General features: G+C 49.4%; 24 protein-coding genes. 20 read left to right on the forward strand and 4 right to left on the reverse strand.

From position 1 onward, the window contains the following. Positions 1-20: 20 nt before the first annotated feature. Positions 21-332, reverse strand: coding sequence for a hypothetical protein (locus tag GGC63_RS09190; protein ID WP_192702029.1), 312 nt, complete (start codon positions 330-332; stop codon positions 21-23). 129 nt (positions 333-461) lie between these two features. Between GGC63_RS09190 and GGC63_RS09195 the strand changes: the two genes are divergently transcribed. The 9 genes from GGC63_RS09195 to GGC63_RS09235 all read left to right on the forward strand — a co-directional run bounded on the left by GGC63_RS09195 (position 462) and on the right by GGC63_RS09235 (position 7,080). After that, complete coding sequence (locus GGC63_RS09195) at positions 462-1,016, forward strand: GNAT family N-acetyltransferase (protein ID WP_192702030.1); 555 nt, start codon at positions 462-464, stop codon at positions 1,014-1,016. A 155-nt stretch (positions 1,017-1,171) separates the two neighbouring features. Next, the gene (locus GGC63_RS09200; protein WP_192702031.1) at positions 1,172-1,597 is read left to right on the forward strand and encodes a GNAT family N-acetyltransferase; all 426 of its coding nucleotides are present in this window, start codon (positions 1,172-1,174) and stop codon (positions 1,595-1,597) included. Positions 1,598-1,633: 36 nt separating this feature from the next. Further along, positions 1,634-2,314, forward strand: a complete 681-nt coding sequence (locus GGC63_RS09205) for an HAD family hydrolase (protein WP_192702032.1) — start codon at positions 1,634-1,636, stop codon at positions 2,312-2,314. Between the two features lie 20 nt (positions 2,315-2,334). Beyond that, entirely contained in the window at positions 2,335-2,706 is a 372-nt protein-coding gene (locus GGC63_RS09210; RefSeq protein ID WP_192702033.1) for a glyoxalase, read from the forward strand. Between the two features lie 174 nt (positions 2,707-2,880). Beyond that, positions 2,881-3,555, forward strand: coding sequence for a VOC family protein (locus GGC63_RS09215; protein ID WP_225948095.1), 675 nt, complete (start codon positions 2,881-2,883; stop codon positions 3,553-3,555). A 244-nt stretch (positions 3,556-3,799) separates the two neighbouring features. After that, on the forward strand, positions 3,800-4,162 hold the full coding sequence (locus GGC63_RS09220) for a GNAT family N-acetyltransferase (RefSeq protein ID WP_192702035.1): 363 nt from the start codon (positions 3,800-3,802) through the stop codon (positions 4,160-4,162). Positions 4,163-4,308: 146 nt separating this feature from the next. Continuing rightward, on the forward strand, positions 4,309-5,229 hold the full coding sequence (locus tag GGC63_RS09225; protein ID WP_192702036.1) for a GNAT family N-acetyltransferase: 921 nt from the start codon (positions 4,309-4,311) through the stop codon (positions 5,227-5,229). 41 nt (positions 5,230-5,270) lie between these two features. After that, positions 5,271-5,513 carry a DNA-binding protein gene (locus GGC63_RS09230; protein WP_079912565.1) on the forward strand — a complete coding sequence of 81 codons (243 nt, stop codon included), beginning with the start codon at positions 5,271-5,273 and terminating at the stop codon, positions 5,511-5,513. A gap of 82 nt (positions 5,514-5,595) precedes the next feature. Beyond that, positions 5,596-7,080 carry a sensor histidine kinase gene (locus GGC63_RS09235; protein WP_192702037.1) on the forward strand — a complete coding sequence of 495 codons (1,485 nt, stop codon included), beginning with the start codon at positions 5,596-5,598 and terminating at the stop codon, positions 7,078-7,080. A 179-nt stretch (positions 7,081-7,259) separates the two neighbouring features. Here GGC63_RS09235 and GGC63_RS09240 read toward each other — a convergent pair whose 3' ends face one another. Together GGC63_RS09240 and GGC63_RS09245 are read right to left on the reverse strand one after the other, a co-directional pair. Further along, entirely contained in the window at positions 7,260-7,853 is a 594-nt protein-coding gene (locus GGC63_RS09240) for a TetR/AcrR family transcriptional regulator (RefSeq protein WP_192702038.1), read from the reverse strand. Beyond that, positions 7,850-8,764: an SDR family NAD(P)-dependent oxidoreductase gene (locus GGC63_RS09245; RefSeq protein WP_192702261.1), complete on the reverse strand. Its 915-nt coding sequence runs from the start codon at positions 8,762-8,764 to the stop codon at positions 7,850-7,852. Before GGC63_RS09245 ends, GGC63_RS09240 begins: the two co-directional genes overlap by 4 nt. Before the next feature lie 268 nt (positions 8,765-9,032). Here GGC63_RS09245 and GGC63_RS09250 point away from each other — a divergent pair, with 268 nt between their 5' ends. Beyond that, entirely contained in the window at positions 9,033-9,590 is a 558-nt protein-coding gene (locus GGC63_RS09250) for a GNAT family N-acetyltransferase (protein WP_192702039.1), read from the forward strand. Further along, positions 9,590-10,018, forward strand: a complete 429-nt coding sequence (locus GGC63_RS09255) for an HIT family protein (protein ID WP_192702040.1) — start codon at positions 9,590-9,592, stop codon at positions 10,016-10,018. The genes GGC63_RS09250 and GGC63_RS09255 overlap by 1 nt, the downstream gene beginning before the upstream one ends. A gap of 446 nt (positions 10,019-10,464) precedes the next feature. Here GGC63_RS09255 and GGC63_RS09260 read toward each other — a convergent pair whose 3' ends face one another. Next, positions 10,465-10,890, reverse strand: coding sequence for a VOC family protein (locus tag GGC63_RS09260; RefSeq protein WP_079912435.1), 426 nt, complete (start codon positions 10,888-10,890; stop codon positions 10,465-10,467). A 219-nt stretch (positions 10,891-11,109) separates the two neighbouring features. On the opposite strand from GGC63_RS09260, the gene GGC63_RS09265 reads away from it, so the two are divergent. The 9 genes from GGC63_RS09265 to GGC63_RS09305 all read left to right on the forward strand — a co-directional run bounded on the left by GGC63_RS09265 (position 11,110) and on the right by GGC63_RS09305 (position 23,745). Then, entirely contained in the window at positions 11,110-11,736 is a 627-nt protein-coding gene (locus GGC63_RS09265; RefSeq protein WP_256865450.1) for a YdcF family protein, read from the forward strand. 16 nt (positions 11,737-11,752) lie between these two features. Further along, complete coding sequence (locus GGC63_RS09270; protein ID WP_192702262.1) at positions 11,753-12,403, forward strand: HAD family hydrolase; 651 nt, start codon at positions 11,753-11,755, stop codon at positions 12,401-12,403. A 20-nt stretch (positions 12,404-12,423) separates the two neighbouring features. Beyond that, positions 12,424-12,915 carry a GNAT family N-acetyltransferase gene (locus GGC63_RS09275; protein ID WP_192702041.1) on the forward strand — a complete coding sequence of 164 codons (492 nt, stop codon included), beginning with the start codon at positions 12,424-12,426 and terminating at the stop codon, positions 12,913-12,915. Positions 12,916-13,466: 551 nt separating this feature from the next. Then, positions 13,467-14,423: an ABC transporter permease gene (locus GGC63_RS09280; RefSeq protein WP_192702042.1), complete on the forward strand. Its 957-nt coding sequence runs from the start codon at positions 13,467-13,469 to the stop codon at positions 14,421-14,423. Positions 14,424-14,434: 11 nt separating this feature from the next. Beyond that, positions 14,435-15,322, forward strand: a complete 888-nt coding sequence (locus GGC63_RS09285) for a carbohydrate ABC transporter permease (protein WP_192702043.1) — start codon at positions 14,435-14,437, stop codon at positions 15,320-15,322. Positions 15,323-15,427: 105 nt separating this feature from the next. After that, on the forward strand, positions 15,428-17,014 hold the full coding sequence (locus tag GGC63_RS09290; protein WP_192702044.1) for an extracellular solute-binding protein: 1,587 nt from the start codon (positions 15,428-15,430) through the stop codon (positions 17,012-17,014). A gap of 71 nt (positions 17,015-17,085) precedes the next feature. Beyond that, positions 17,086-19,320 carry a helix-turn-helix domain-containing protein gene (locus GGC63_RS09295; protein ID WP_192702045.1) on the forward strand — a complete coding sequence of 745 codons (2,235 nt, stop codon included), beginning with the start codon at positions 17,086-17,088 and terminating at the stop codon, positions 19,318-19,320. 52 nt (positions 19,321-19,372) lie between these two features. Next, the gene (locus GGC63_RS09300; protein WP_192702263.1) at positions 19,373-21,436 is read left to right on the forward strand and encodes a glycosyl hydrolase 115 family protein; all 2,064 of its coding nucleotides are present in this window, start codon (positions 19,373-19,375) and stop codon (positions 21,434-21,436) included. Between the two features lie 251 nt (positions 21,437-21,687). Beyond that, positions 21,688-23,745, forward strand: coding sequence for a beta-galactosidase (locus GGC63_RS09305; RefSeq protein ID WP_192702046.1), 2,058 nt, complete (start codon positions 21,688-21,690; stop codon positions 23,743-23,745). Positions 23,746-23,899 lie beyond the last annotated feature (154 nt).

A 23,899-nucleotide genomic window follows, 5' to 3' on the forward strand; every position in this document is an offset into this window, starting at 1 on the left:
TTTCTTCTGATGTCCGGCCTTTAATCATATTTCTCGTCGTCGATTCTGCTCCTATTCTCCATAATCAGCTCGGCCTCCGTTTCGAAGTTCAAGTAAAGCGGAGCAGGCAGGCGATCCGTGATGTCCCGGATAAAGGGCATCTCCAACAATTCATCCAAAGTTTGCGGACGAGGGTTTAGTGCATAGACCCATTCACGCAGCGCGTCGATGAAACGATAGAAGGCTGCTTCAAATGCATTCGCCATCTCTTCCGCCTCTTCCTGATCCGATCGGGACATGGCATTCCAATGGCTTAAAGCGGTGTCCAACTCCTTAGTTACTATATCCTTCATTCTGATACCCCCTAATCCATTCATAATACATCTTCTATTATACTTGCAATGAGCTTCAGAATCTCCCACTATGCAGATTTATAAAATACGGAACGAGGTGCTATGTTGCTTATTAAGGATAGCCGAGTCTTGATTCGTTTGATGAAGGATGCCGATGAAGATTATGCAAGTCTTTTGAGATGGCTTAACGACGAGCAAGTGCTTCGTTTCATTGAGGGGCCCAGTGCCCGGTACACACTGGAACAGATTAAGGATAAGTATGGCCCGCGGGCAAAGGGCGAGCACTATGTAACCCCATGTATGATCGAGATGGAATCGACATCAATTGGATATATTCAGTTTTACCCTCTGCAGCAGGAAGAAATCAAGGCTTATGGTGCTCAGGAGGATAGTCGGACCTTCGGGATAGATCTGTTTATCGGAGAAAGCATGCATTGGAATCAAGGGATCGGGACAGCAGCTCTGCGATTGGTTACTTCCTATTTGTTCGATGTAAAGGGAGCAGACGAGATCTATATCGACCCTCAAACCTGGAATACCAGGGCCATTAGAAGCTATGAGAAATGCGGCTTTGAAAAAGTGAAGGTGCTCTACGGACGCGAATGGTTCGACGGGGAGCGGAAAGATAATCAGATTATGCGCCTCTCATCGAATCGAAGACGGATTGAAGGAGGGGAGTCTTGAATCCCAAGGAGATTCCGAACGCTAGGGCCATGCTGGAAGCCGGCCGATGGCAATTTACTTAGCTTGCGGTTCCAACCCGACGAAACCTATAATGAAGCTAACCATTCCAGCGATATGCTTGGAGATAAACTAACAAACGAATGAAGGTACATCTTATGACTACAATCAGAGAAATGAAGCTGCAGGATTATGAGCAAATGATCGAATTATGGCAGCGGATCGACGGGCTGGCTTTAAGCGAGGCGGATTCGAAGGATAGTATTGCGGCTTATTTGCACCGGAACCAGGGGCTTAGCTACGTATGTGTCGATAAGGAGACGGTAGTGGGGACGATATTGTGCGGGCATGACGGAAGGCGGGGCTTTATTTATCACGTTGCGGTAAACCCGGAGTATCGCCAGCAAAGAATCGGCCATCGCTTGGTAGAAACAAGCTTAACCAAGCTGAGGGAGCTAGGGATCGATAAATGTCATATTTTCGTTATCGAGGATAATGAGATCGGCAATCGCTTTTGGAAGGCGGCAGGTTGGGAAAAGAGAAGCGGATTTTTAGTCTATTCGAGAAACACCGGGGAGCAGTAAACCTCATCACTATATTGTCTTAGGAGGTGAGTGCGGTTGATCTTTTTTGATTTGGACGGAACCTTATTAGATTTCAAAGCTGCGGAATTCATGGGAGTTCGAGGCTTCCATCAGCAATTCGGAGAGAGGCTCAAGCTCCAAGACGTGCCTTGTGAATCATTTTATGAGGAATGGTGCCGCGTAGCGGTAAAGCATTATTCGCGTTATTTAAAGGGAGAGCTGACCTTTGGGCAGCAGCAGGCGGAAAGAATGAAGGAGCTTGTAAAAGGGGAAATCAGCGATAAGGAAGCGTCAGCTTTCTTCGATACCTATATTTATCATTTTGAACAGCACTGGAAGCCTTATGATGACGTACTCCCCTGCCTCCAAAAGCTCTCTGGTTACAGATTGGGTGTCATTACGAACGGGGATTCCTGTCAACAAAGGATGAAGCTGGAGCGAATGGGGTTGAAGGATTACTTTGATGTTGTGGTCGCCTCGGGAGACATCGGGGTATCGAAGCCGGATGCGGCAATATTCACATACGCTTGTCAGTGTGCAGGGGAAGATGTTATGAAGGCGACCTATGTAGGCGATGATGTTCGTACGGATATTGTTCCTTGCGAGAAGCTCGGGATTTACGGCATATGGCTTAATAGAAAAAATGAATCTCCGGTTGTGCCAGTACAGCGGGAGATCCGTTCCTTGGACGCATTGTTCGACTATTTACCTTGCTAAGGGGATAAGGAGGGACAAATATGAAAGCATTTCAGCTTCGTCCGTTTATTCCTTCCGGAAAGGATTATGCACTGGCCCAACGATTTTTCGAAGCACTGAGCTTTGAGAAGGTATATTCGGATAATGGCTTGAGTATTTTTCGAACGGAAGGTCAGGACTTCTACCTGCAAAATATCCACAATCAAGAGCTGCAGGATAATTTCATGGTTGAATTACTCGTCGATGATCTTGACGGCTGGTGGACGCATATACAGGAAGCGGAGCTTGCCGAAAGATTCCCTATTAAGGTTAAGGAACCGACCTTATACCCATGGGGGAAGCGGGAGATCCATCTAATCGATCCGGCCGGTGTTTGCTGGCATCTTGCCGAAATGACTGTACCGTCCGGATAAGTGAGAACGGGTGAAGATTTAAATCGTTATTCCCTAGGTAATAAATTCCATTTGGTTTAGCCGAAAAAAAGTTTGGGCTCATGTCAGATTAGCACCTTGTGATGGCATCCTATTGTGATCAGGCATATTGCCCTGAATCAATAAAATATCAGGAGGCTTATGATGAGCGTACAGATGAAGACAGAGGACCCATCTCAAAGAACAGCATTTGAATGGAAGGGGCTCGCGTGTGTCTATATTCCAACCAGGGATGTAGTTAAAGCTGCTGATTGGTACGATAGGATGCTGGGAATGAAATCCAGTATTCTTGAACCCGGAAGCCATGCAATGCTATCGATGCCCGGAATGGGCTTATTCCTGGTGCATACCGATCTGGAATCGACAGTCAACTTTTATAAGCAAGAAGGCGGGGAACCGGAAGCGGCATGGTGTTTTAGCATCAAGAACATCGAAGGGTTATATGAGCATTTGAGAGCCCATGGCGTACAGGTAACGAAATTGCGGCACCGTGACGATTGCGGGATCAACTTTCAGTTCTACGATCCGGATGGCAACTATTTTGATGTTAATGATGATCACCGGATTTTTGTTCCTTTGGATAGAGTGAAGAAGGAAGAGGATCTGTTTGTTCTGCTCAAGCGCAAGGTCGGTTCTAAGGAAGCAATAGCCGATTGGGATGCTGTATCGGATACGCTTGGTAATAACAAACGTCTGCCTTGCCGCGTTGTGCTTCACGGATGGGATGAATTCCGTGCCAACTGGCCGGAGCAAGCAATGGAACTGATGCAAAGGCTTGAGAAGCATAATGAAGCCCATACGGACAAACGTGCGGAAATTATAACTCGTTAATTTAACAATTTGCAAAGAGAACGGTTGCTTCGGCAGCCGTTTTTTAAACATTTTAGGGTTTGCAAATAGAGGTTCCCCGGAAGGTACCTTTAATTAGATTTCAAGCCAAGCCCACTTTGTGGGGAATGTACGACTAGCGGTGGAATGTTTGTATATAGATGATTTTTATCATCCACTTTCCAGAAAAAAATTGTATTTTTGTATGGTAAAGGGTTTGGAAATGCAACGAAAAGGGGGGATCTCGGTGGAATTGTACCTATCACAAGAAATCGACAGCGAAGGCAAAGCCTGGGTAAGAAATAAGCTGATCGAGTTTAACTGGCGTCATTTTCCTGCTGAGCTAAGGAACCGATATCAAGAGGTAAACCTGTTTCTGAAAGATGGCGAGGGTCATATTTTGGGAGGACTAGTAGGGGAAGTATGCTGGAACTGGCTGGAGGTCCACTATGTGTTTGTAGAGGAAGCATACCGTAGATCGGGTTATGGTAAACAGCTGCTCGACCAAGCTGAACGCATGGCCCAAGAGCAGCAGTGCGATTTCATCAAGCTGGATACATTAAGCTTTCAGGCGTTGGGATTTTATCAAAAGCTCGGTTTTGATATTTAAACGATTCCTAACGCGGGAGGACACACTCATTATTATTTAAAAAAAGACCTAACGTGTTAGACGCGGATTACGCTGGGGGAGTCTTGAATTATATGAATTATATGGACAAAGCTGACGGAGAAATACCAAATATGGAGGTAAGTGATATGAAGACGCCGAGAGAAAAAATATCTTTTCGGTTACATACGCCGTCCGATACCCATGCTATCGTATCCTTGATCAGCCGCGAACCGTATCATTTCATGTACGGAGTAACAGCAGAAGAGTTTGAGCGTGATCTGGATGAACCGGGCGAACGCATTCGCGAGCATACTTTTGTCGTTGAGGCTGGTGCAGACATGGCTGCGTATTTTTCCTTGTGTTTCGTCAAAAGGAACTCTCATACGGCGGTTTATTGCTACGGAACGGTTGACCCTGATTGGCGCAGACAGGGTATTGGCACTGCTATATTTGACTTTATTTTCTCGAAACTTGAAAAGATTGCATTAGAAGAGTCGACTCCGATTCATTTCATTCATCGCGCCATAACACGTATTCCTGGTGAAACTGCACTGGGCATTCGGTTCCGCATGCAGGAGCAGCAAAGCTTGGAGGTTCTTCGTTGGAAGGCCGTTGAGGATTTGAGGCACAGAGCTCCGTCAAAGGAATGGCTGTTCCGTGCCCCGACCCTTGCAGATGCCCAAGCCTGGGCTGAAATTTATAACGATGCGTTTGGAGGTAATAAAAGTACGGCAAGCGTTGTCCATGAGTTCGAGGGGACAGGATTTTCACCGGAACTGTATCTGTTGTGTACTACTCTGTCAGGAGAGCCCTTGGGCTTCGTCTCAGCTACTCTCAGAGGGACCCAAGGGCGAATACCTACCATTGCGGTACGGCACGAGCATCAAAAGCGGGGTATCGGTAAGGCGATGCTATCCCAAATTCTTCAAAGATTAACTGTCCAAGGGGCGGAGGATGTTCGATTGTCTGTTGATACTGCTAACGCAGCGGCCAGGTCGCTGTACAGCATGTTTGGTTTTCAGCAGGATTACAGAAGAATCCATTACGCGACAAAGTTCTTGCCATAGTCTTAAGGAATGCATTTTAACGAATGAAAGGTGAAAATTTCATGACCAAAAAGAGAAACGATAGCAAGGAAGTGCAGCGCGCGGTGCCGGAATCTGACCTTCCTGCGGGGTTGGCGAAGCCGGCTGTAAGAGCTCTTACAGGTGCCGGTTATGTACGTCTGGAACAGTTCGCCAAGCTGAAGGAATCCGAGGTTCTTCAACTTCACGGCATGGGTCCCAAAGCGATGGAGCTGCTTCGCCGCGCCTTGGCAGAGAAGGGGCTCAGCTTCGCTGACGGCTCCTGAAGATTTAGGTTATTTTAACTTCATGTTAATCTGCGTATGGATAATTAAGGTATATCGACTACCTGGATGGAAGTGATGTACCTTGACGATCCGTATGAGATTAACCCTGCTTTATTCGGGCATTTTGACCTGCGTTTTATTATTTTTTAGTGCTGCTCTCTACATTTTTTTGGAGGCTTCCATATACAATGACTTGAAAAAATCGTTGAAGGCTCAGACAGCACAAATTCATCAACATATTGCTTACCAGCTGGAAATTTCCCCGCGAGGCTCGAATTTGGTCATCGGGCTTGATGATCTGGATACCGTCAGCTCGGGAATGTACATTCAGATTACCAACTTCCTTAGCGGCACCAAGAGCAAGACAGTCAATTTGAGCCATGCTGAGCTTCCCTATTCTTCACAGGCTTTGACGAGAAATCAAGAAGAGGAGTATTCCGTCGTTCCGATCCATAATACGTCCTTTTTGATCTATAGCGAGCCATTAGTTTGGAATGGAAGCACCGTCGGAGTGCTGCAGGCCGCTTATAATGTCGGCGTAATGGAAAGGTTCCTCGCGAATTTGCGTTGGATTCTTGGCCTCTTAGCCATCATTGTAGTGACCCTCGCCGCTTATATAGGCTGGCTCTTTTCACGCAAGGCGCTTAAGCCGATCTATTCGTTAGCGGCTGCGGCCAGGAAAATCCGGCATAGCGACGACTTTGGAACGCGAATCCAATATCAGGGGCCAATAGATGAAATAGGTCTTTTAAGCGAAACCATGAATCAGATGCTTGAACGCATTCAGAACATATATGCCCAGCTGGATCAATCGTCGATGATGCAGCGCAGATTTGTAGCCGACGCATCGCATGAGCTGAGAACCCCGTTGACGTCCATTCAAGGAAATGCCGAATTTTTGAAAACCGTATGGGGAGCCTCGAACCGCAAGCGGCCTCATACTCCTGTGGAAATTGAAATCTCTTTGGAAGCACTGCAGGATATTACGGATGCTTCCGAGAGGATGGGGAGACTCGTCAACGATTTGCTGTCTCTAGCTAGAGCCGATTCCGGTTTACAAATGAGCAGGGACGTATGGGAGCTGCGGTCAATTATTGAAACCGTCCTAAGCAAAGTCGAGTCCATTCCGAAGCATGTCAATTGGGCTGTAGAGAAGGCAGAGCTCACGCAGGGGATTCGTATCGTTGGAGATAGAGATTATTTGCAGCGGATGCTGCTTCTTTTTATCGAAAACGCCTTTAAGTTCACGCCCCAAGGGGCAGTCAAGCTGATTGTTGAGAAAGAGGACCAGAGAATAGGATTCAGGATAGAGGATACAGGAATCGGCATGAGTGAGGAGGAGATTGCTCATATTTTCGACAGGTTTTACCGGGCGGACTCCTCCAGAGGAATGACGCCTGGCAGCGGATTAGGGTTATCGATCGCCAAATGGATTCTTGAAGAGCACGGCGGGACGGTTCACGTTAGAAGCACGAAGGGTGCGGGATCGGCTTTTTCGATCTGGCTTCCTATTTATGGCGGCAATGATTGCGGTTCGGCCGCACTGACGGAAGGGGATAGCGTATGAATGCCCAAATAAGTAGGAAACGCTGCGCCATCTGCAGTTGTCTGAAGTGAACGTAAAAGGCAACAAAGGCTTGAGGGCGAGATATATCTATAGGTTTATGGCGCAGCCGGAGTTTCAAGATGTGCAGGATGACGAAGCGTTTATTTGTATTTTGAAAAATAACCGATTACTCTGAAGAGCTATTTCGTCAAAATCTTCATAAGAATATCGATCTGGCTAGACCAGCCTTGTTCCGGCGCTTCCTGAAGCATCAATCCCGTGATAACGGAGAAGTAGAGCATTAACAGCTCGGAAGGATCCCCTGCGCAAAATTCCCCGGACTCCTGTCCCTTTATCAAAATAGGAGCCAGCTGCTGGATCGTTTCTTGAGGCGAATACTGCCCTAGGATTTCTTTAACCTTACCGGGTACGTCATCGGATTGCCGCGCATGCTGCAGCAGAAGAAAGCTGTATTTATGATTGTCCTCCAGCATTTGAGCCGTCAATGTCCGGATTTGCTCCAAGGGAGTGCCGGGCAGCTGGTGCAGGCTGTGAATAGCGGATTGGGCCGCCTCCATCGCTTCCTGTACAAGTAAGGTAAAAATTTCCTCTTTGGATTCAAAATACCGATAAGAAAGCCCTTGGCTTACGCCGGCTTCGGCGGCGATCATACTCATCTTTGTACCCGAGATGCCCCGTTCTGCGAATACTTTGAGTGCGGCTCTTTTGATTTGTTCCTTTCGTTCGTCTGGAATAGGTTCTGCTTTGGTTTCGCCTGTTGGTAACACAGTCATACACGCTCCCATGAATAGGATGTTTGTTCTTCACTGATGCTCCACAATTTCTCGGCTGCAGCTCTGTTAAGACCTGATGCTACCGGTGTCTTTTGCTGCATATCTGCGTAGTAGAGCCCGCTTTGCCCCGTAACGTCGTTGGAGTCGGCCAGCCAGACCAACGTCTCAGCACCCTTCTCGGGAGTACGGGAAAATAATTTCATCTCGCTCATCGACAGGCGAACTACCGCCCCGTTATTTTGGTTGAAATTGGTGGCCACTAGGCCGGGATCGAAACAGTATGAGGAGACCCCCGTTCCTTCCAAGCGTCGGGCTAATGCAGCGGTAAATAATATATTCGCCAGCTTCGTCTCGGCATAGCGGAGGGTAGCTCCGCCTAACAGATTGAGCGGGAAGGTGAACAATTGTTTTGCGCTAATATCCTCGAAACGGATTCCACGCCTAGCCATCTTGTGCCCGTGGGAGGCGGTTGTAATGATACGGGCATTCCCGCTTTGCTTCAAACGGTCAAGCAGCAGGCCGGTTAACAGAAAAGGGGCCAGATGATTAACCGCCCAAGTCATTTCCAAACCGTCCACTGTAAGCTGGCGCGTCTCGTACATAGCCCCGGCATTGTTGATCAACATATCCAGCCTGGACCACCGGCTCAAAATCTCGTTCGCCGCCTGGCGTATGGATGCTTGAGAAGCCATATCTGCAAGGAAAACATCTACCGTATTATCCTTGGCGATAGCACGGAGCTGGGCTGCCACCTCATTCGCCTTGGCTTGATTACGAGCCACAATGCCCAAGTTAGCGCCGCGAGCGGCCAGCTCCTTGGCTGCCGCCAATCCGATTCCGCTGGTAGCTCCGGTGATCACAATATATTTGCCTTGTGCTGTCCATTGATTATTATTCATTATTTTGTTCATCATTACAACGCCTCCATTAGTGAATGAATGATTCATTCATTTTTCTTCATGATAACTTCGAGTACCAGTTGTTGTCAATAGACTTTTATCAGACACTATACCGAGCAGCTCGGAAGTTTCTTTGAGGAGAGTATAATCGTAGTTGTTTTTTCACACCGGGACATGGATGGGTGTGGTAAAATAATGAAAATAAGAGTGTGCTTAGTAAACGCAACGGCTGATTTTAAGTGAAAGAACCCTATAACATAAGATGTGGAGGGAATAGCTAATGCAAATCGTGGACTTACGCAGAGAAGACATGGCACGAATACAGGGGGCCGCTGCCCTCTTGATGGTAAACTTCACAGAAGCCTGGGCAACCATGGAGGAAGCCTTGCTAGAAGTAGAGGAGAGCTTGGAGGAGGACAGGATCAGCCGAGTGGCGGTTGATGAAGACGGCACTGTCGTAGGCTGGATCGGCGGTCAGAGCAGCTACGGCGGCCATGTGTGGGAGCTGCATCCGTTGGTGGTAGCAGAGAGCTATCGGGAACGCGGGATCGGAAGGACGTTAGTGACTGATTTTGAGGCATGCGTCCAAGCTAGAGGAGGTATCACGATTTACTTGGGAACAGACGATGAGTCGAACGGCACGAGTTTATACGGACAAGAGCTTTATCCGGATGTGCTGGGCAAGGTGATGCAGCTGACGGATCGGAACAGACATCCTTTTGGATTTTACATGAAACTGGGGTTTGAAGTGGTCGGTGTCCTGCCGGATGCGAACGGATTCGGCAAGCCGGATATCTTCATGGCCAAACGAGTCGGACCCGGAGAGGGGCGGGGATAGTGGACTGCTTGGGCTGCCGAATTGCCAATGGGACGGAGCCGGACGTGAAGATCGTTTATGAGAATGAGTATCTAAGCTGCGTTCTGGATATCGCTCCGTTTAACGAGGGCCATCTGCTCATTCTTCCGAAACGGCATGTGCTGGATGTCGATGAAATGGACATGGAAACAGCACACCGCATTATGGAGGCCTCCATGAAGCTATCCTCGATAATCAAGCGAGTATTTCATCCTGATGGGATCTCGATATGCCAGAATGGCGGCATATTCAACGACCTGAGGCATTATCATATGCACTTGATCCCGAGGTATAAGGATGATGGATTCAGCTGGAGCGAGCCCTTATCCCCCCATAACGCAGGTGAACGGTTAAGCGAAACCCGTGATAAGATCGTAGAAGCCTTGATCAGGAATGGGAGCGGGACCTAACCTGAGATGAATAAACAGAAGGCACCGCAGCCGGATGTATCCAAGGGTATCGTGGGTATAGTATTTAGGCTTACACTATCCCATTCATTCATGGAGATTTGGAGGATTCCCAATCTTTCATTAACAAGGTGAATATACTGAAGTGATTGATTTTTGGTGAAATGGAAGGCAGCTAACGGCTGTACAAATTTGGATTGGAAAAAAACGTACACTTGCTCTATGAAAGATTCAACGGTTTATTTTCAAATGGATGCACCTCATTGAAGGGAGTAATTAGTACACCCCCGCAAAGCGGCGCATTGATTTCGAGGCTAGTTCAATTACTTTGCAAGGAGCCACTAAAGTCATCATGTTAAAAAAAGCCTCTGCTGCATATAGCAAGCAAAGGCTTAGAAGGTCCCTTCCAAATGAAAGGTTTGCCCGATAAACGTTTGACGGTGTACTTCTTAATGCTCGCCTTCAGTGAAAACCTGGAACGAGACGCCGAATTTATCGGTCAGGTTGCCGTAAGCAGGGCTGAAATGGGTTTCCTGCAGCGGCATATGAACTTGTCCGCCTTCCGACAAAGCTTCGAACATTTGCTTCGCTTCGCTCGCATCCTTGGTGGAAATGCAAACGGTAACCTGATTGCCGCTTTGGTGGGGCTGACCAGGGAACGTATCAGAGAGCATAAGGTCCGTCTCGCCGACCTTCAGCAAGGAATAGGCGATCAGTCCTTTGGCCGCGTCAGGCAGCGGGAACTCCGGATTAGCGGGCATATCGGCGAACGTAAGGCTGTGGAGCAGCTGGGCGTTCAAAGCTTTTTCATAAAATGCAATAGCTTCCTTGGCGTTACCGTTCATCACAAAATAAGGCAGCAATCTAACTGTCATTATCAATGTCAGCTCCTTTGGTTGAATGGTTGGAATTCATGATGCTTCCGTGACGTGGTTTCCTTGTCGGCGAAACAGCACCACCTCCCAGTATTACCCATAATCAAACTATATAACAAAGAACATATGTTTGCAATCCGAAAATTGGTTATGTCCGGTCGTTCCTATTATTTTGTGATAAAATGGAAGTAAGTTGGATGCTTACATGGAGAAGCGGAGGTGATTACGATTCGTATTTCAGAATTGGATCCTGATCGTCTGACGAGACAGCAGATGACGACACTATTGTTCGAGGGCATTGCAGACGATGGAAGTCACGGCGACTGCATCTTTGTATTTGGCAGCAACAAAAGCTTGCGGTACAGGCTGCCTGCGGCAGTTGAGCTGTATCGTCAAGGCAGGGCTCCGAAGCTTCTCCTGTCGGGGGGAACCGTATGGCCGGCGCAATCCAATCAATGCGAGGCAATGCTTATGAGGGAGAGAGCTATTGAGCTTGGGGTTCCTCCTGAGCATATTTTGACGGAGACGGAATCCAGGCACACGAAAGAAAATGTTCTCGCCTCCCTGCTCGTCCTTGATAGAGGCCTAATGCTTCAGAATGTCCGCAGGCTATTGGTCGTTACTTCAGCATATCATGTGAGAAGAGCCCATCTGACTCTGAAAACTTACATGCCCCGGTGGGTCCAATATACCCTATGTCCAGTAGACGACCAAACGACCAAACGGGACAACTGGTGGCTTAGTGCTGAAGGGGCCAACAGAGTGGAAGCCGAATCCCGTAAAATCATTATGTACATCAGAGCGGGCGCCATTGAAGACGACGTATTGCCGCAAGCCAAACCATAGGAGGGGACTCAGCATGATAAAGGCGGTCGTATTTGATTTTGACGGGTTGATCATTGATACGGAGACCGTTTGGTACGAATCGTATAAAGAAGTTTTCGAGGCGTACCAAATCGATTTTCATTGGGAGCTGTTCGTAAATTGTGTAGGGACGGACGATTCGGCGCTGAACCAATATATCGATGAGAAGGTGGTGAACCTGGAGGTATGCCGGGATGACATTAAGCGGCAGGCAAAAGAGCTGCATAAACAGAAAATGAAAGCGGTTCCTATGAGGGATGGAGTTCAGGATTATTTGAATGAAGCGAAATCATTAGGATTGAAAATAGGGCTTGCTTCTAGTTCAAAGCGGGAGTGGATCGAGTTTTTCTTGAACAAGCTGCAGATCGGCGAGTACTTTGAAGCTATTTCAACAGGGGATCAGGTGGAGAAGGTGAAGCCGGATCCTACTCTTTATTTGAGAACGCTGGAGCTTCTTGAGGTGGCCGCTAATGAATCGGTTGCCTTCGAGGATTCCTCTAATGGCGCCAAGGCGGCGACAAGGGCGGGCATGAAGTGCGTTATCGTACCTAATGAGCTGACGCAATTTCTTACGTTCGAGAAGTATGATTTACGGATATCTTCCATGAGTGAAATGAGCCTGGAGCAAGTCATTCAGCATTTCAATTAACGGATGGCCGAGGTGGGGAGATGGAGGTAGAGCTGCAGCGAGTCGCTTATGAGGAAAAGGGGATTCTGCGCAATCTGCTGGAATTTTATTTATATGAATTAAGCGTTCATCTGGATAGCCTGGAGTTAAATCCATACGGACAATTCGAATATCGGATGCTGGACCACTATTGGACGGATTCGAGCCGGCATCCGTTTTTCATTCGTGAGTCGGGAAAATTGGCGGGGTTGGTGCTGGTCAGAGAGTGGGAGCGGGCTCCCGATCAATCCGTCACCTGGCTGATGGCGGAGTTCTTCGTCCTTCGCAAATATCAGAAGCTGGGGATAGGCCGATCCGCGGCATTCAAGACCTTCGACCGGTTTCCGGGACGATGGATCGTATCCCAAATCGAACATAATACGGCAGCAAGGGCATTCTGGAACAAAGTTGTCGCCGAGTACACGAACGGTGTATTTCAATCTATACAGTTTGGAAATCAGCCAGCCCAGCATTTTGAAGTAAAGGCCAAATAAGAGGGGTTAACGATGCTGAAACGGTTTTTACATACCGTTCATTTTATCGAGTAGGTTAGAGGAATACATCAAATACAGGAAGAGGCTTTCCATTGGAAGGCCTCTTTTTTACAACTCTTTTTCCACTTCTATTTATGGATATATCATCTTGTGATAAAAGCTTTAGACGGAGACCATCTCTGGCTAGGGCTCTTGGTGTTGAGCTAAAAAGCGGTTGACCTTTATCTGTTAATGAACTGTTTTCTAACAAGGAAAGGATGAACAGCTTCAAATACAGCACAAGCTGCAATAATGTCCAAGAAAGTCAAAATTGTACCAAAGAAAGACTATCCATAACAACGGCTTCCCCCATGAAGCAAGTCAATAAATCCAAGCGTACCAAGGGTTTCGGAATTCGGATAATACCCTGAAATAAGTCTATTGTGCTGTAAACAGCAGGCCGCGTATAGTTTGGGATATCGGCCCGAGCCGGAACCAATAGGGCTGTAGATGCTATAGTTTTGCATGATCATGATATAGCAACAAGTACGTCACAGGAAGAAGGGATGCACATGGACCAAAGTTCTACACAAAGCAAGCCGCAAATATTGCAGACAGCCGTCAGGCGCCGGCAGGCAACGGGGTTTTTGCGGGATTACCAGCTGTACTTACTGCTTGTTCTTCCTATTTTGTATTTTATTGTCTTCAAGTACGTTCCGATGTATGGAGCGGCCATTGCTTTTCAGGATTATAGTATTTTCCAAGGAGTAACCGGCAGCGAGTGGGTCGGCTTCGAAAACTTCCGGCAGCTGTTTGCGATGAGCCAGTTTTATCAGGTTGTACGGAATACGCTGATCCTCAATTTCCTGGATTTATTCTTTTCGTTCCCCGCACCTATTGTCCTTGCGCTTCTGCTTAATGAGCTCAGGGTCATTTGGTTTAAAAAAATGGCGCAGACCATTTTGTACCTGCCCCATTTTATTTCGTGGATCATTATCGGCGGTCTCGTGTATCAGATGTTTTCTACCAACGGAGGTCTCGTCAATAACCTGGTCACGAGTCTCGGCTTGCAGCCCATTCCATTCTTAACGGAAAAAAACAACTGGGTGCTCGTGTACCTGGCAACAGGAATATGGCACAGCGCCGGCTGGGGGACTATCATTTATTTAGCAGCGCTAACAGGAATCAACAAGGAGCTGTATGAGGCAGCGGAAGTTGACGGCGCCGGAAGAATGAAGAAAATATGGCATATTACGCTTCCAGGTATCCGCTCGACGATTGTCGTGATGCTCATTATGCAGCTTGGCCATATTATGACGATCGGCTTTGAACGGCCGTATGTGATGGGCAACCCGCTGGTTATGGATTATGCGGAAGTGATCAGCACCTTCGTATACAAGGCGGGACTCCAATCGGCACAATTCTCGCTGGCGACGGCGATGGGCTTGTTCCAGGCATTGGTTGGACTTGTTTTCGTCATACTGGCCAACACGATCGCCAAACGCTTCGGGGAGCAAGGAATATGGTAGGAGGGAACGATATGACAACTGGATTGCAGCGGAGAGCGCCAAGGATACGGATCACAGACGTCGTCATTATGCTGATCGTAGGAGCAGCCATGCTCCTGTGTCTCCTGCCGTTCCTGCATATTATCTCGATTTCATTAAGCTCCAAGCATGCCGTCTTGTCCAATCTGGTCACGATTTTTCCGCGGGAAATCGATTTTCATGCTTATGAGATCGTGTTTCAGGATTCAAGAATGCTGTGGTCGATGGGGCTGACCATCATCCTGACGGTTGCATATACAACAATTAGTATGGCGATGAGCATCTGTGCGGCGTATCCATTGACGAAGGAGCGATTGAAGGGAAGATCGGTCTTCATGATCTTGATCGTCTTTACGATGTTCTTCAGCGGCGGCTTGATTCCCGAATATTTGCTGGTGAAGCAGCTCGGTCTGCTGGACAATTTGTTAGCGCTCATCGTACCGGGAATGATCAGTGCGTTTAACTTGATTATTTTGCGGACCTTCTTCTCGTCGATCCCGGCGAGCCTGGAAGAATCGGCGTATCTGGACGGCAGCTCTCATATCGGCACGTTACTGCGTATTGTTCTGCCGCTTTCGCTGCCGGTGCTGGCGACGCTCAGTCTGTTCTATGCGGTCTCCAGATGGAACGGCTTCATGGACGCGCTCTTCTACATTACGAACGCGAATTTGTATCCGATTCAGCTGAAGCTGTATCAGGTCGTGATGAACAGTATGGTAACGGACTTAACGGCTCAGGAGGGCGCGGTTCAAATCGATGTCGTCCCGGAAGGAATCAAGGCGGCCAGCATCATGTTCGCTACCACGCCGATCTTAATCGTGTACCCATGGCTTCAACGGTATTTTGTTTCCGGTATCATGATCGGAGCGGTCAAAGGCTGATCCGTTCCTGCGGATTTGGATTCATTTGGAATTAGCAATTCCTCTGTTCCTTAGAGGTGAAGATAATTTGAAAGTCGAAAACATAGGTGAAGGGGAGTTCTGAACATGAAGGCAAAGCAAAGAAAGTGGTTAGGAGTTTCAACGGCGGCACTAATGCTGACCAGTATGCTGTCGGCATGCTCCGGTCCGGCCAAAGATTCTGTACAGGGTCAATCCAACGGTGCAGGCAAGGAGCCTGTCACCTTGAAGGTGGAGATATTCGATCGCGGCAACGCGCCCGCAGGCGCCGGACCGGTCGACAACAACTTCTGGACGCAGTGGATTCAGAAAAACTTCGGCGATCCGAACAATATCAAGCTGCAGTTCATTCCGGTTCCGCGCAATCAGGAGGTAGATAAGCTTAACGTGCTGATGTCCACCGGCGATGCACCCGATCTTGTGTTTACTTATGACATGAACACGATTTACAATTATGTCAAAGGCGGCGGCTTGACCGAGCTCGGCAAGCTGATCGACGAGAACGGGCCGAATCTGAAGAAGTTCCTGGGTCAGGAGGTTCTCAACTACGGCATCTTTAGCGGCAAGCAGTATACGATCCCGGCGAAGAGACCGCTTCAATTCACTCAATCCTCCTACATCCGAAAAGATTGGCTGGATAAGCTGGGATTGCCGGTTCCGAAGACCACAGAGGAATTTTACCAAACTATGAAAGCGTTTAAGGAGAAGGACCCCGGGCAAACTGGCGGTAAAGTCATTCCTTACGATTTCAGCGCTTCGAACGGCACGAATATTACGACTCCCGGCGTTTTGATCAGCTCATTCGTTAAAAAGCTGTCGGAGGAGGATTTTTACGCGATGCCGGAGCTGCTGAAGCCGGGCTACAAGGACGGCGTCCAGTTCTTGAATAAGATGAATCAAGAGGGCTTGATCAACCCGGATTTCGCTCTGGACAAAGACGGCAAAAGCTTCGAGAGGGACGTGGCGAACGGTTATGTCGGCGCCTTCACGGCGCTGGCGGCTCACCAAAACCTGATGGGGCCAGGGAACGTATTCGATACGCTTAAAAAGAATGTTCCTGGTGCCGAGTATGTGGCTATGGATCCATTTACGAATGAGGAGGGCAAGCATCCGAAAGTAATTTACGACCCGATCGGTATGCATATCATGATTCCGAAGTCGAGCAAGCATGCGGTGGAGGCAATCAAGTATTTGGACTGGATGTCGAAGCCGGACGTGCTGTTTACACTGCAGAACGGTATCGAGGGCCAGCATTATACGCTGGAGAACGGCTTCCCGAAGGCCATTACGACCGATGAGGCGAAGAAAACGTACTATAACAACACCGATATTGCGATTATCAGCAACGGAAGAGATTTTGGTTCCAAGGATAAAAATATCGAGGCAGGCGCCCTTCAGTTCCCGAGCTACAAAGAGCTTGCCAAGCAAACGATGATCAATGCTCTTAATGACGGATACACGAATCCGCGCTTCGAGCGGCCGATCGATTCCGAGATCAAGTACAGCAAAACGCTGGGAGACAAATCGCAGGAGGCTGTAGTGAAGAGCATTCTGGCCAAGCCGGAAGAATTCAGTAAGCTGTTTGACTCGAAAGTCGAGGAATATTTGAAGCTGGGCGGGCAGGCTGTGATGGACGAACGCAGAGCCGCCTACAAGGAAATGAAAAAGAAATAAGCAGGATGCACGGCAATCCCTTCTAATGAAGAGGGGGTTGCCTGAATGTTTACTATAAAAGGGTGGGGAATATGAATATCAACAACAACTACATTAAGCGGATGCTGCTGTCATACCTCCCCATTCTGTTTGTTACTGTCAGTGTGCTGATATTTATTTTTATTTCCATCATCAATGAAATTAATGTTCGAAATGCTATTCAGGCGAACCGGCTCACGGCTGCGTATATTGTGAATATGGTGGACAGCTCGTTAAAAGGCATCTCTTTTGATGCTCAGAAAATGATAGAAACGAGCGGTGAACTGCAGCAATTCCTCGACGGTCCCTCCGACAGGGCTCGGGAATTCGATGTGTCCAATATGCTGAGCGGTCTCATGGTACGATATGGGCTCGTCGATTCGATTTACTTATATCGGGCCAAGGATGGCAAGGTTCTTGATCAAAGCACGATACGTTCGATAGAACAATTTCCGGACCAGAGCTATATCCGCAGCTCACTGGACCGCATGCTGGCGGGAGTCTGGTCTTCGCCACGGCTTAAGGAGAACGAAGGGCTGAACGCATCGACGTCTGTGAGCGTTACCTCCTTGGGGTTGAAAATTCCGCGCGATTCCGGAAGTCTCGGCTATATGATCATTAATATCAAGGTTTCCTCGTTAGATTCCTACATCCGTCAGATGATCGATCAAAAAATTACGGAGACGCAGCTGTATGATGCTCAGGGAAAGCCTTTCTTCGAGGATAGCCATCTGGTTTCGTCCAATAACAGTCTGAATGCGGATATCGTCTCGGATTACACGGGCTGGAAGTATCGAATGAGCATTAAAGGCGGCAAGCTGTTCGATCTATTGTTCCACGGAAGCACGGTGTGGGTCATGCTGGGCCTTGGGGCCATCGTCTTTGCAATCGGGTCGACCTTCTACGTGACACGGAGAAGCTACAAACCGATTGAAGCCATTTTGCATCGGATCGACCGCTTTTCAACGGCTATCAAGCCTTCCGATCAAAGGGATAAGAGCAATGAGTTTGCGTTTATCGATCATGCGATCGAGCGGTTAATAACGAACAACATGGCGTTTCAGGAAAAGCAGCAGGAACATCTGGTCATTCGAAGACAGCAGTTTCTGCAAATTTTGTTAAAGGGCGAATATGATGACGACCGGGCTGCGTGGGAGCAGGAATGGCATCATTTCGGGTTATCGGCGGGTCACTTTATCGTAGGGCTGCTGGAGCTTGATCATTATGTGCAGTTCGGTCTGAAGTACAGCCCTAACGATCAATCATTGTTCAAATTCATTATCAGCAGTGTCACTGTCGAGATAGCCGAACAAAACAGCCAGAGCATCGTAGCGGAGTGGATTTCGAAGCACCAGTTTGTTATTCTTCTTCTCTCGAAGGAAGGCGAGGCTTTGGAACATCACATGCTTCAGCTGTCGGACCAGATCAGAGCCTGGGTAGAGAGACATCTGGATTTTACGGTTACGATCGGCATCGGCTCGGCAGCCAGTCAGGAATCGGAGATAGGGCGTTCGTTTGATGAAGCGGCGGCGGCCGTCAGCCGAAAAGTGACGCTTGGTGTGAATCAAATTATCGATGTGGTTGAAGTCAAGGGGAGACCTGACGGAGAATGGTTCGCTTATCTGGAAATGATCCGCACGATAGTACGCAAGCTCCGTATGTCGGAGCCGGAATGGTTGAGCGAGCTGAAGCAGTTATTCAACGAGATGACCGTTCACCGGCTTGGCAAGGATGATGTTGTACGGCTGCTGCATTATTTCATCTTTCATCTGGAATACGAGGTGGAGGGCACGCTGCCTGAAGCAGCCAAGTTATGGCTTCAGGATGCCAAGCCGGTCCTGCTTCTTGCGCTGGAGCAATCGGATACGCTGGCTCAGCTCGAGTCCTGCTTCCTTGAGGAGCTGGAGCAGCTATCCGGGCGCATCGGAGAACTTGTGCAGAGCAGGCGTTACAATGCACAGATGATAGAGATACGCGACTTCGTGACGAAGCACTTCATGGACCCGAATCTTTCGCTCACAATGCTGAGCGATCGGTTTCAAATCGGCTCCAAGTATTTAAGCCAGCTGTTTAAGGAAAGCATCGGCCAAAACTTCTCGGATTTCCTGATCGGCTTACGAATCGAACATGCCAAAAAACTGCTTCGTGAGTCGGATGTTTCGGTACAGGACATCTCAGACCTTATGGGGTATGCAAATACGACGTCGTTTATAAGGATTTTTAAGAAAATCGTCGGAGTGTCTCCGGGGCAATATCGGGAGTCTCAGCTTCGTAACGAAAGTAAATAAAAGATGAAAAGGAGGTTGGCTGGTGAAGCATCATGTTAACGGCCCGCTTGTTATAAAAGGGCGTGTGCGTATCCAAATTCCCGAATTACGGACTTCTCCGGTCGAGCATGCGATCCGGATGCTGGTCAGAGACTTTGAGGCAGTGCTGGGAGCCAAACCCGAGCTAGTGACGGAAGCAACGGAGGCAGCGGAAATCGGTATCCGTATAGCTGGGGAGAAGGGTGGCTGCCAGCAGCGTCCGGAAGCGTTCGGCTTTCGTTTCTGCAGCAATGGCGGCACCCCTCGCATGGAAATAATCGGCTATGATGATTTGGGCCTTCTGTATGGCATATTAGCATTCAGCAGGAAATTCCTGGGCATCCAGCCGTTCTGGTTTTGGGCGGACCAGCCGTTAACCAAGCGGCATGAGCTCGTGATTCCATGCGTCGATTATGATGCTCCTGAGCCTAGGGTTCGGTACCGGGGCTGGTTTGTCAACGACGAGGTATGCCTGATCGGCTGGAAAGACCCATATCCGCCTTCCAGAGAAGTGTGGGAGCCCGTATTTGAAGCGCTGCTCCGTTGCGGGGGGAATATGGTCATTCCCGGCACGGATTTGCCGAAGCAAGGAATCCATTATGAGCTTGCTTCCGAGATGGGGCTATGGGTAACGCATCATCATGCGGAGCCGTTGGGGGCGGAAATGTTCCTTCGTGCCTTCCCGGGCAGAACGGCCAGTTATCACGAGTATCCGGAGCTGTTCGAAAGCTTGTGGCAGGAGGCTATAGAGAAGCAAAAGGACAAGAAGGTTCTCTGGGTGCTCTCGTTCCGCGGGCAAGGAGATAAGCCGTTTTGGATTGATGATCCTGCTTTTGACACTCCCGAAAAACGCGGGGCGATGATAAGCAAGGTGATTCGCAAGCAGTACGACATGATCGGCAGCGCTGTCTCCAATCCGGTTTATTGCGCAGCACTATATGGAGAAATCGCTGAATTGTACAAGGGAGGGTTCGTGGAGCTTCCGGAGGACGTGATCAAGATATGGGCCGATAACGGGTACGGCAAGATGGTTTCCCGCCGGCACGGCAATCACAATCTTAGGGTACCGGCGCTCCCGGCAGCTGACGATGGAGGCAAGCACGGCCTATACTACCACGTGACATTCCATGACCTGCAAGCCTCCAACCACCTGACGATGTTCCCGGGACCGGCGGAATTTTTGAAGCAGGAGCTTGAGAACTCCTTCTCCTCCGACGCAGATGAATACTTGCTGCTCAATTGCGGCAATATTAGGCCTCATATCTATCCGTTGGATGTGATCCGAGAGCTGTGGAGCGCCGGCACGGTGGATGTTGGCAAGCATTTAACTGAATTCGTACGCAGCTATTATGGCTCCCATCATGGTGAGCTGGAGGAATTATACGGCAGCTATGCGGAGGCGGCATTGTCGTACGGACCGCATGACGATGATTGGGCTGGAGACGAATATTATCACCATCCGGCCAGGGTTATCATCGGCCATTGGCTGCAGGGGAAGGGAGATCAACCGAATCCGAGATTATTCTGGGCTGCGGAGGCGGATTCTTTCCTGAAGCAGGTGAAGGGGTTCGAGGAACGGCTGGAGAGCGGCATGCAGAAATGGGGCGCATGGCTCAAGCGGTGCGGCGAAGTGCTGAATCAGCTTGGAACGGACGATAGGCGCAGAGCCGGCGATCAGCTGCAGTTCCATGGTGCCCTTCATTTGTCCGGCTGCGAAGGGTTTTATTGGCTGTGCCGCTCTTACAGAGAGTATAGCGAGAAGCGTTACCCGCAAGCGTTCGTCTGCGCCTCCGAATCGATGTGGAGCTATCAGAAAGGACTCGACCAATTAAGAGCTTCCGAGCATGGCAAGTGGGACCGGTTTTACCGGGCGGATTGGCTTACGAACATTCAGAGCACCGTCCAAAATGTGGATACTGTAAGAAGGTTCCTTCGCATCCATGGCGACAGTCCCGACTTTTTCTTATGGTATAAGGAGTTCCTGATGCCGGAAACGGAAAAATACATTTATTTGGAAAATACCCACCGCAATCCCTTATCCAATGATGAGCTGGCTCAAAGGCTTAAAGCTTATTTTCAGCAAAGGGACCTTCTGTAGAGCCTGCGGTCTGTGAGAAGGGTACATGCAATAAAAAAGTCCCTGAGCGAGCGATTCTGACTGCACCCAATTGTTAGACACCATCCAACAGTTGAAGGTGCAGTTTTTTTGTTTGCTGCCACTATGGATGCAGGACTGTATGTTAAGAACGGACGATTTTTTGCTGCCTCTGTTCTATGTTTGTAGGCTGCCCATGATTTATTATCAAAGAGATATATGCAAATATGACGATTCCTATAGGAGCGATAGAGATGACAGGAAAACATTCCCCTATAAGCAGTAAGCTGCCCGTCCTGATGCACGGCGCGGACTATAATCCCGAGCAATGGCTGCAAGATCCGAAGGTGCTGGAGGAAGATATCCGGCTTATGAAGCTGGCCGGCTGCAATGTCATGGCCATCGGCATATTCTCCTGGGCTTCGCTGGAGCTTCAGGAAGGCGTGTTTTCCTTCGAATGGATGGATCAGGTGCTGGAGCGTTTTGCACAGAACGGGATTTATGCCTGGCTTGCCACGCCGAGCGGGGCGCGTCCCGCCTGGATGTCCGCCAAATATCCGGAGGTGCTGCGCGTAGGAGCCAATCGGGTCCGCAACCTGCATGGAATGCGGCATAATCACTGCTACACGTCGCCGGTCTATCGGGAGAAGACGGCCATCATCAACGGCAAGCTGGCTGAACGCTACGCCAAGCATCCGGCCGTACTCGGCTGGCATATCTCCAATGAATTCGGCGGAGATTGCCACTGCGGCCTCTGTCAGGATGCCTTCCGCAGCTGGCTGAAGAAGAAGTACGGGACGCTGGAGGCTCTGAATGCGGCTTGGTGGACGACCTTCTGGGCACACACCTACACGGATTGGTCTCAGGTGGAATCTCCAGCTCCCCACGGGGAGAACATGGTTCACGGCATGAATCTGGACTGGCGCCGGTTCGTAACGGATCAAACCGTCGATTTCTGCCGGCATGAGATAGAATCGGTGAAGAGAGCCAATCCCGAGCTCCCGGCCACCACGAACATGCATATGATCGAAGGCCTGGATTACCGCAAATTTGCCGATGTACTGGATGTGATCTCCTGGGATGCGTACCCGACCTGGCATCAAGGGACGAACGATATCAAGCTCGGCGCATCCATAGCGTTCTACCACGACTTATTCCGTTCGATTCTGAAGAAGCCGTTTCTTCTTATGGAAAGTACGCCGAGCTTGACGAACTGGCAGCCGGTCAGCAAGCTGAAGCAGCCGGGCATGCATCGTCTGTCCTCGCTGCAGGCGGTAGCCCATGGATCGGATTCCGTGCAGTACTTCCAGTGGCGCAAGAGCCGCGGCTCCAGCGAGAAGTTTCATGGCGCCGTGGTGGATCACGTGGGCCATGAGCACACGCGAGTCTTCCGGGATGTGGCGGAGCTGGGGAGGTCGCTGGCGGCCATCTCGGAAGTCACGGGCACTTCGACTCCGTCGGAGACGGCGATTCTGTTTGATTGGGATAACCGTTGGGCCGTGAAGAATGCCCAGGGTCCCCGAAATATGGGGATCCATTATGAGCAGACGGTCCTGGACCATCATCATGCCTTCTGGGAGCAGGGAGTGCCGACGGACGTCATCGGCAGCGAAGACGATTTCGCACCGTATAAAGTGATTATCGCCCCCATGCTGTATATGTGCCGTGAAGAGACAGGCAGGAAGCTGGAGCGATTCGTTGAGAACGGCGGTACCTTGGTGGCTACCTATTGGTCAGGCATTGTCGATGAGCATGATCTATGCCATTTAGGAGGCTTCCCCGGACCGCTTCGCAAGGTGCTCGGTATCTGGGCGGAGGAAATCGAAGGACTGTACGAGGAAGACCGGAACGGGCTGGCGTTGTCTCCGGATAACGCTCTTGGTCTGACAGGAACCTTCGAGGCTCATGAAATTTGCGAGCTGATTCATGTGGAGAGCGCCGAGGTGCTGGGGCTTTATACGGACAGCTTTTATGCCGGGCGCCCGGCTTTAACAGTGAACAGTCTGGGCCAAGGACGCGCGTACTATATGGCTGCCCGGCTGAAAGCGGATTTCCTTTCCGCTTTTTACCAACGGATCGTTGAGGAAGCGGGGCTTCCCCGCACATTAAATACCGACCTGCCGCGGGGTGTTACGGCCATGTGGAGGACGGATGGGGAAACGGACTATGTGTTCGTAATGAATTTCAGCGGGATGGAGCAGCAGATTCCGCTTGATGGGCGCGAATATACCGATCTGGAAAGTGGAGAGCCTGCAGGGGATAGTTTAAGTCTGCCGGTTCACGGTATAGCGGTGCTAAAGCGAGAGGCGTGAAGTGTGGAGCGGGGTGCCGGAGAAAAGAAAAACCGGAGCGCTATGCTCCGGTTCCGGCATGCTGTTGAAAAAAATGTTTTGTGGGAACTATGCTGCCTACGAAGGTGGGTAAGCCCGGAGGAGGTTACGTCCACCATTGAAAGCTGTGAAATAC

Origin of the sequence: Paenibacillus sp. OAS669, from assembly GCF_014873645.1 — a bacterium.
GTDB lineage: Bacteria > Bacillota > Bacilli > Paenibacillales > NBRC-103111 > Paenibacillus_S > Paenibacillus_S vulneris.

Bases quoted from the DNA above. Each gene is read 5' to 3' on its own strand.
- GGC63_RS09260 (WP_079912435.1), bottom strand. From the start codon at position 10,890: ATGACAGTTAGATTGCTGCCTTATTTTGTGATGAACGGTAACGCCAAG.
- GGC63_RS09250 (WP_192702039.1), top strand. From the start codon at position 9,033: ATGCAAATCGTGGACTTACGCAGAGAAGACATGGCACGAATACAGGGG.
- GGC63_RS09275 (WP_192702041.1), top strand. From the start codon at position 12,424: ATGGAGGTAGAGCTGCAGCGAGTCGCTTATGAGGAAAAGGGGATTCTG.
- GGC63_RS09225 (WP_192702036.1), top strand. From the start codon at position 4,309: ATGAAGACGCCGAGAGAAAAAATATCTTTTCGGTTACATACGCCGTCC.
- GGC63_RS09295 (WP_192702045.1), top strand. From the start codon at position 17,086: ATGAATATCAACAACAACTACATTAAGCGGATGCTGCTGTCATACCTC.
- GGC63_RS09305 (WP_192702046.1), top strand. From the start codon at position 21,688: ATGACAGGAAAACATTCCCCTATAAGCAGTAAGCTGCCCGTCCTGATG.
- GGC63_RS09285 (WP_192702043.1), top strand. From the start codon at position 14,435: ATGACAACTGGATTGCAGCGGAGAGCGCCAAGGATACGGATCACAGAC.
- GGC63_RS09210 (WP_192702033.1), top strand. From the start codon at position 2,335: ATGAAAGCATTTCAGCTTCGTCCGTTTATTCCTTCCGGAAAGGATTAT.
- GGC63_RS09230 (WP_079912565.1), top strand. From the start codon at position 5,271: ATGACCAAAAAGAGAAACGATAGCAAGGAAGTGCAGCGCGCGGTGCCG.
- GGC63_RS09200 (WP_192702031.1), top strand. From the start codon at position 1,172: ATGACTACAATCAGAGAAATGAAGCTGCAGGATTATGAGCAAATGATC.
- GGC63_RS09190 (WP_192702029.1), bottom strand. From the start codon at position 332: ATGAAGGATATAGTAACTAAGGAGTTGGACACCGCTTTAAGCCATTGG.
- GGC63_RS09240 (WP_192702038.1), bottom strand. From the start codon at position 7,853: ATGACTGTGTTACCAACAGGCGAAACCAAAGCAGAACCTATTCCAGAC.
- GGC63_RS09290 (WP_192702044.1), top strand. From the start codon at position 15,428: ATGAAGGCAAAGCAAAGAAAGTGGTTAGGAGTTTCAACGGCGGCACTA.
- GGC63_RS09215 (WP_225948095.1), top strand. From the start codon at position 2,881: ATGAAGACAGAGGACCCATCTCAAAGAACAGCATTTGAATGGAAGGGG.
- GGC63_RS09245 (WP_192702261.1), bottom strand. From the start codon at position 8,764: ATGAACAAAATAATGAATAATAATCAATGGACAGCACAAGGCAAATAT.
- GGC63_RS09280 (WP_192702042.1), top strand. From the start codon at position 13,467: ATGGACCAAAGTTCTACACAAAGCAAGCCGCAAATATTGCAGACAGCC.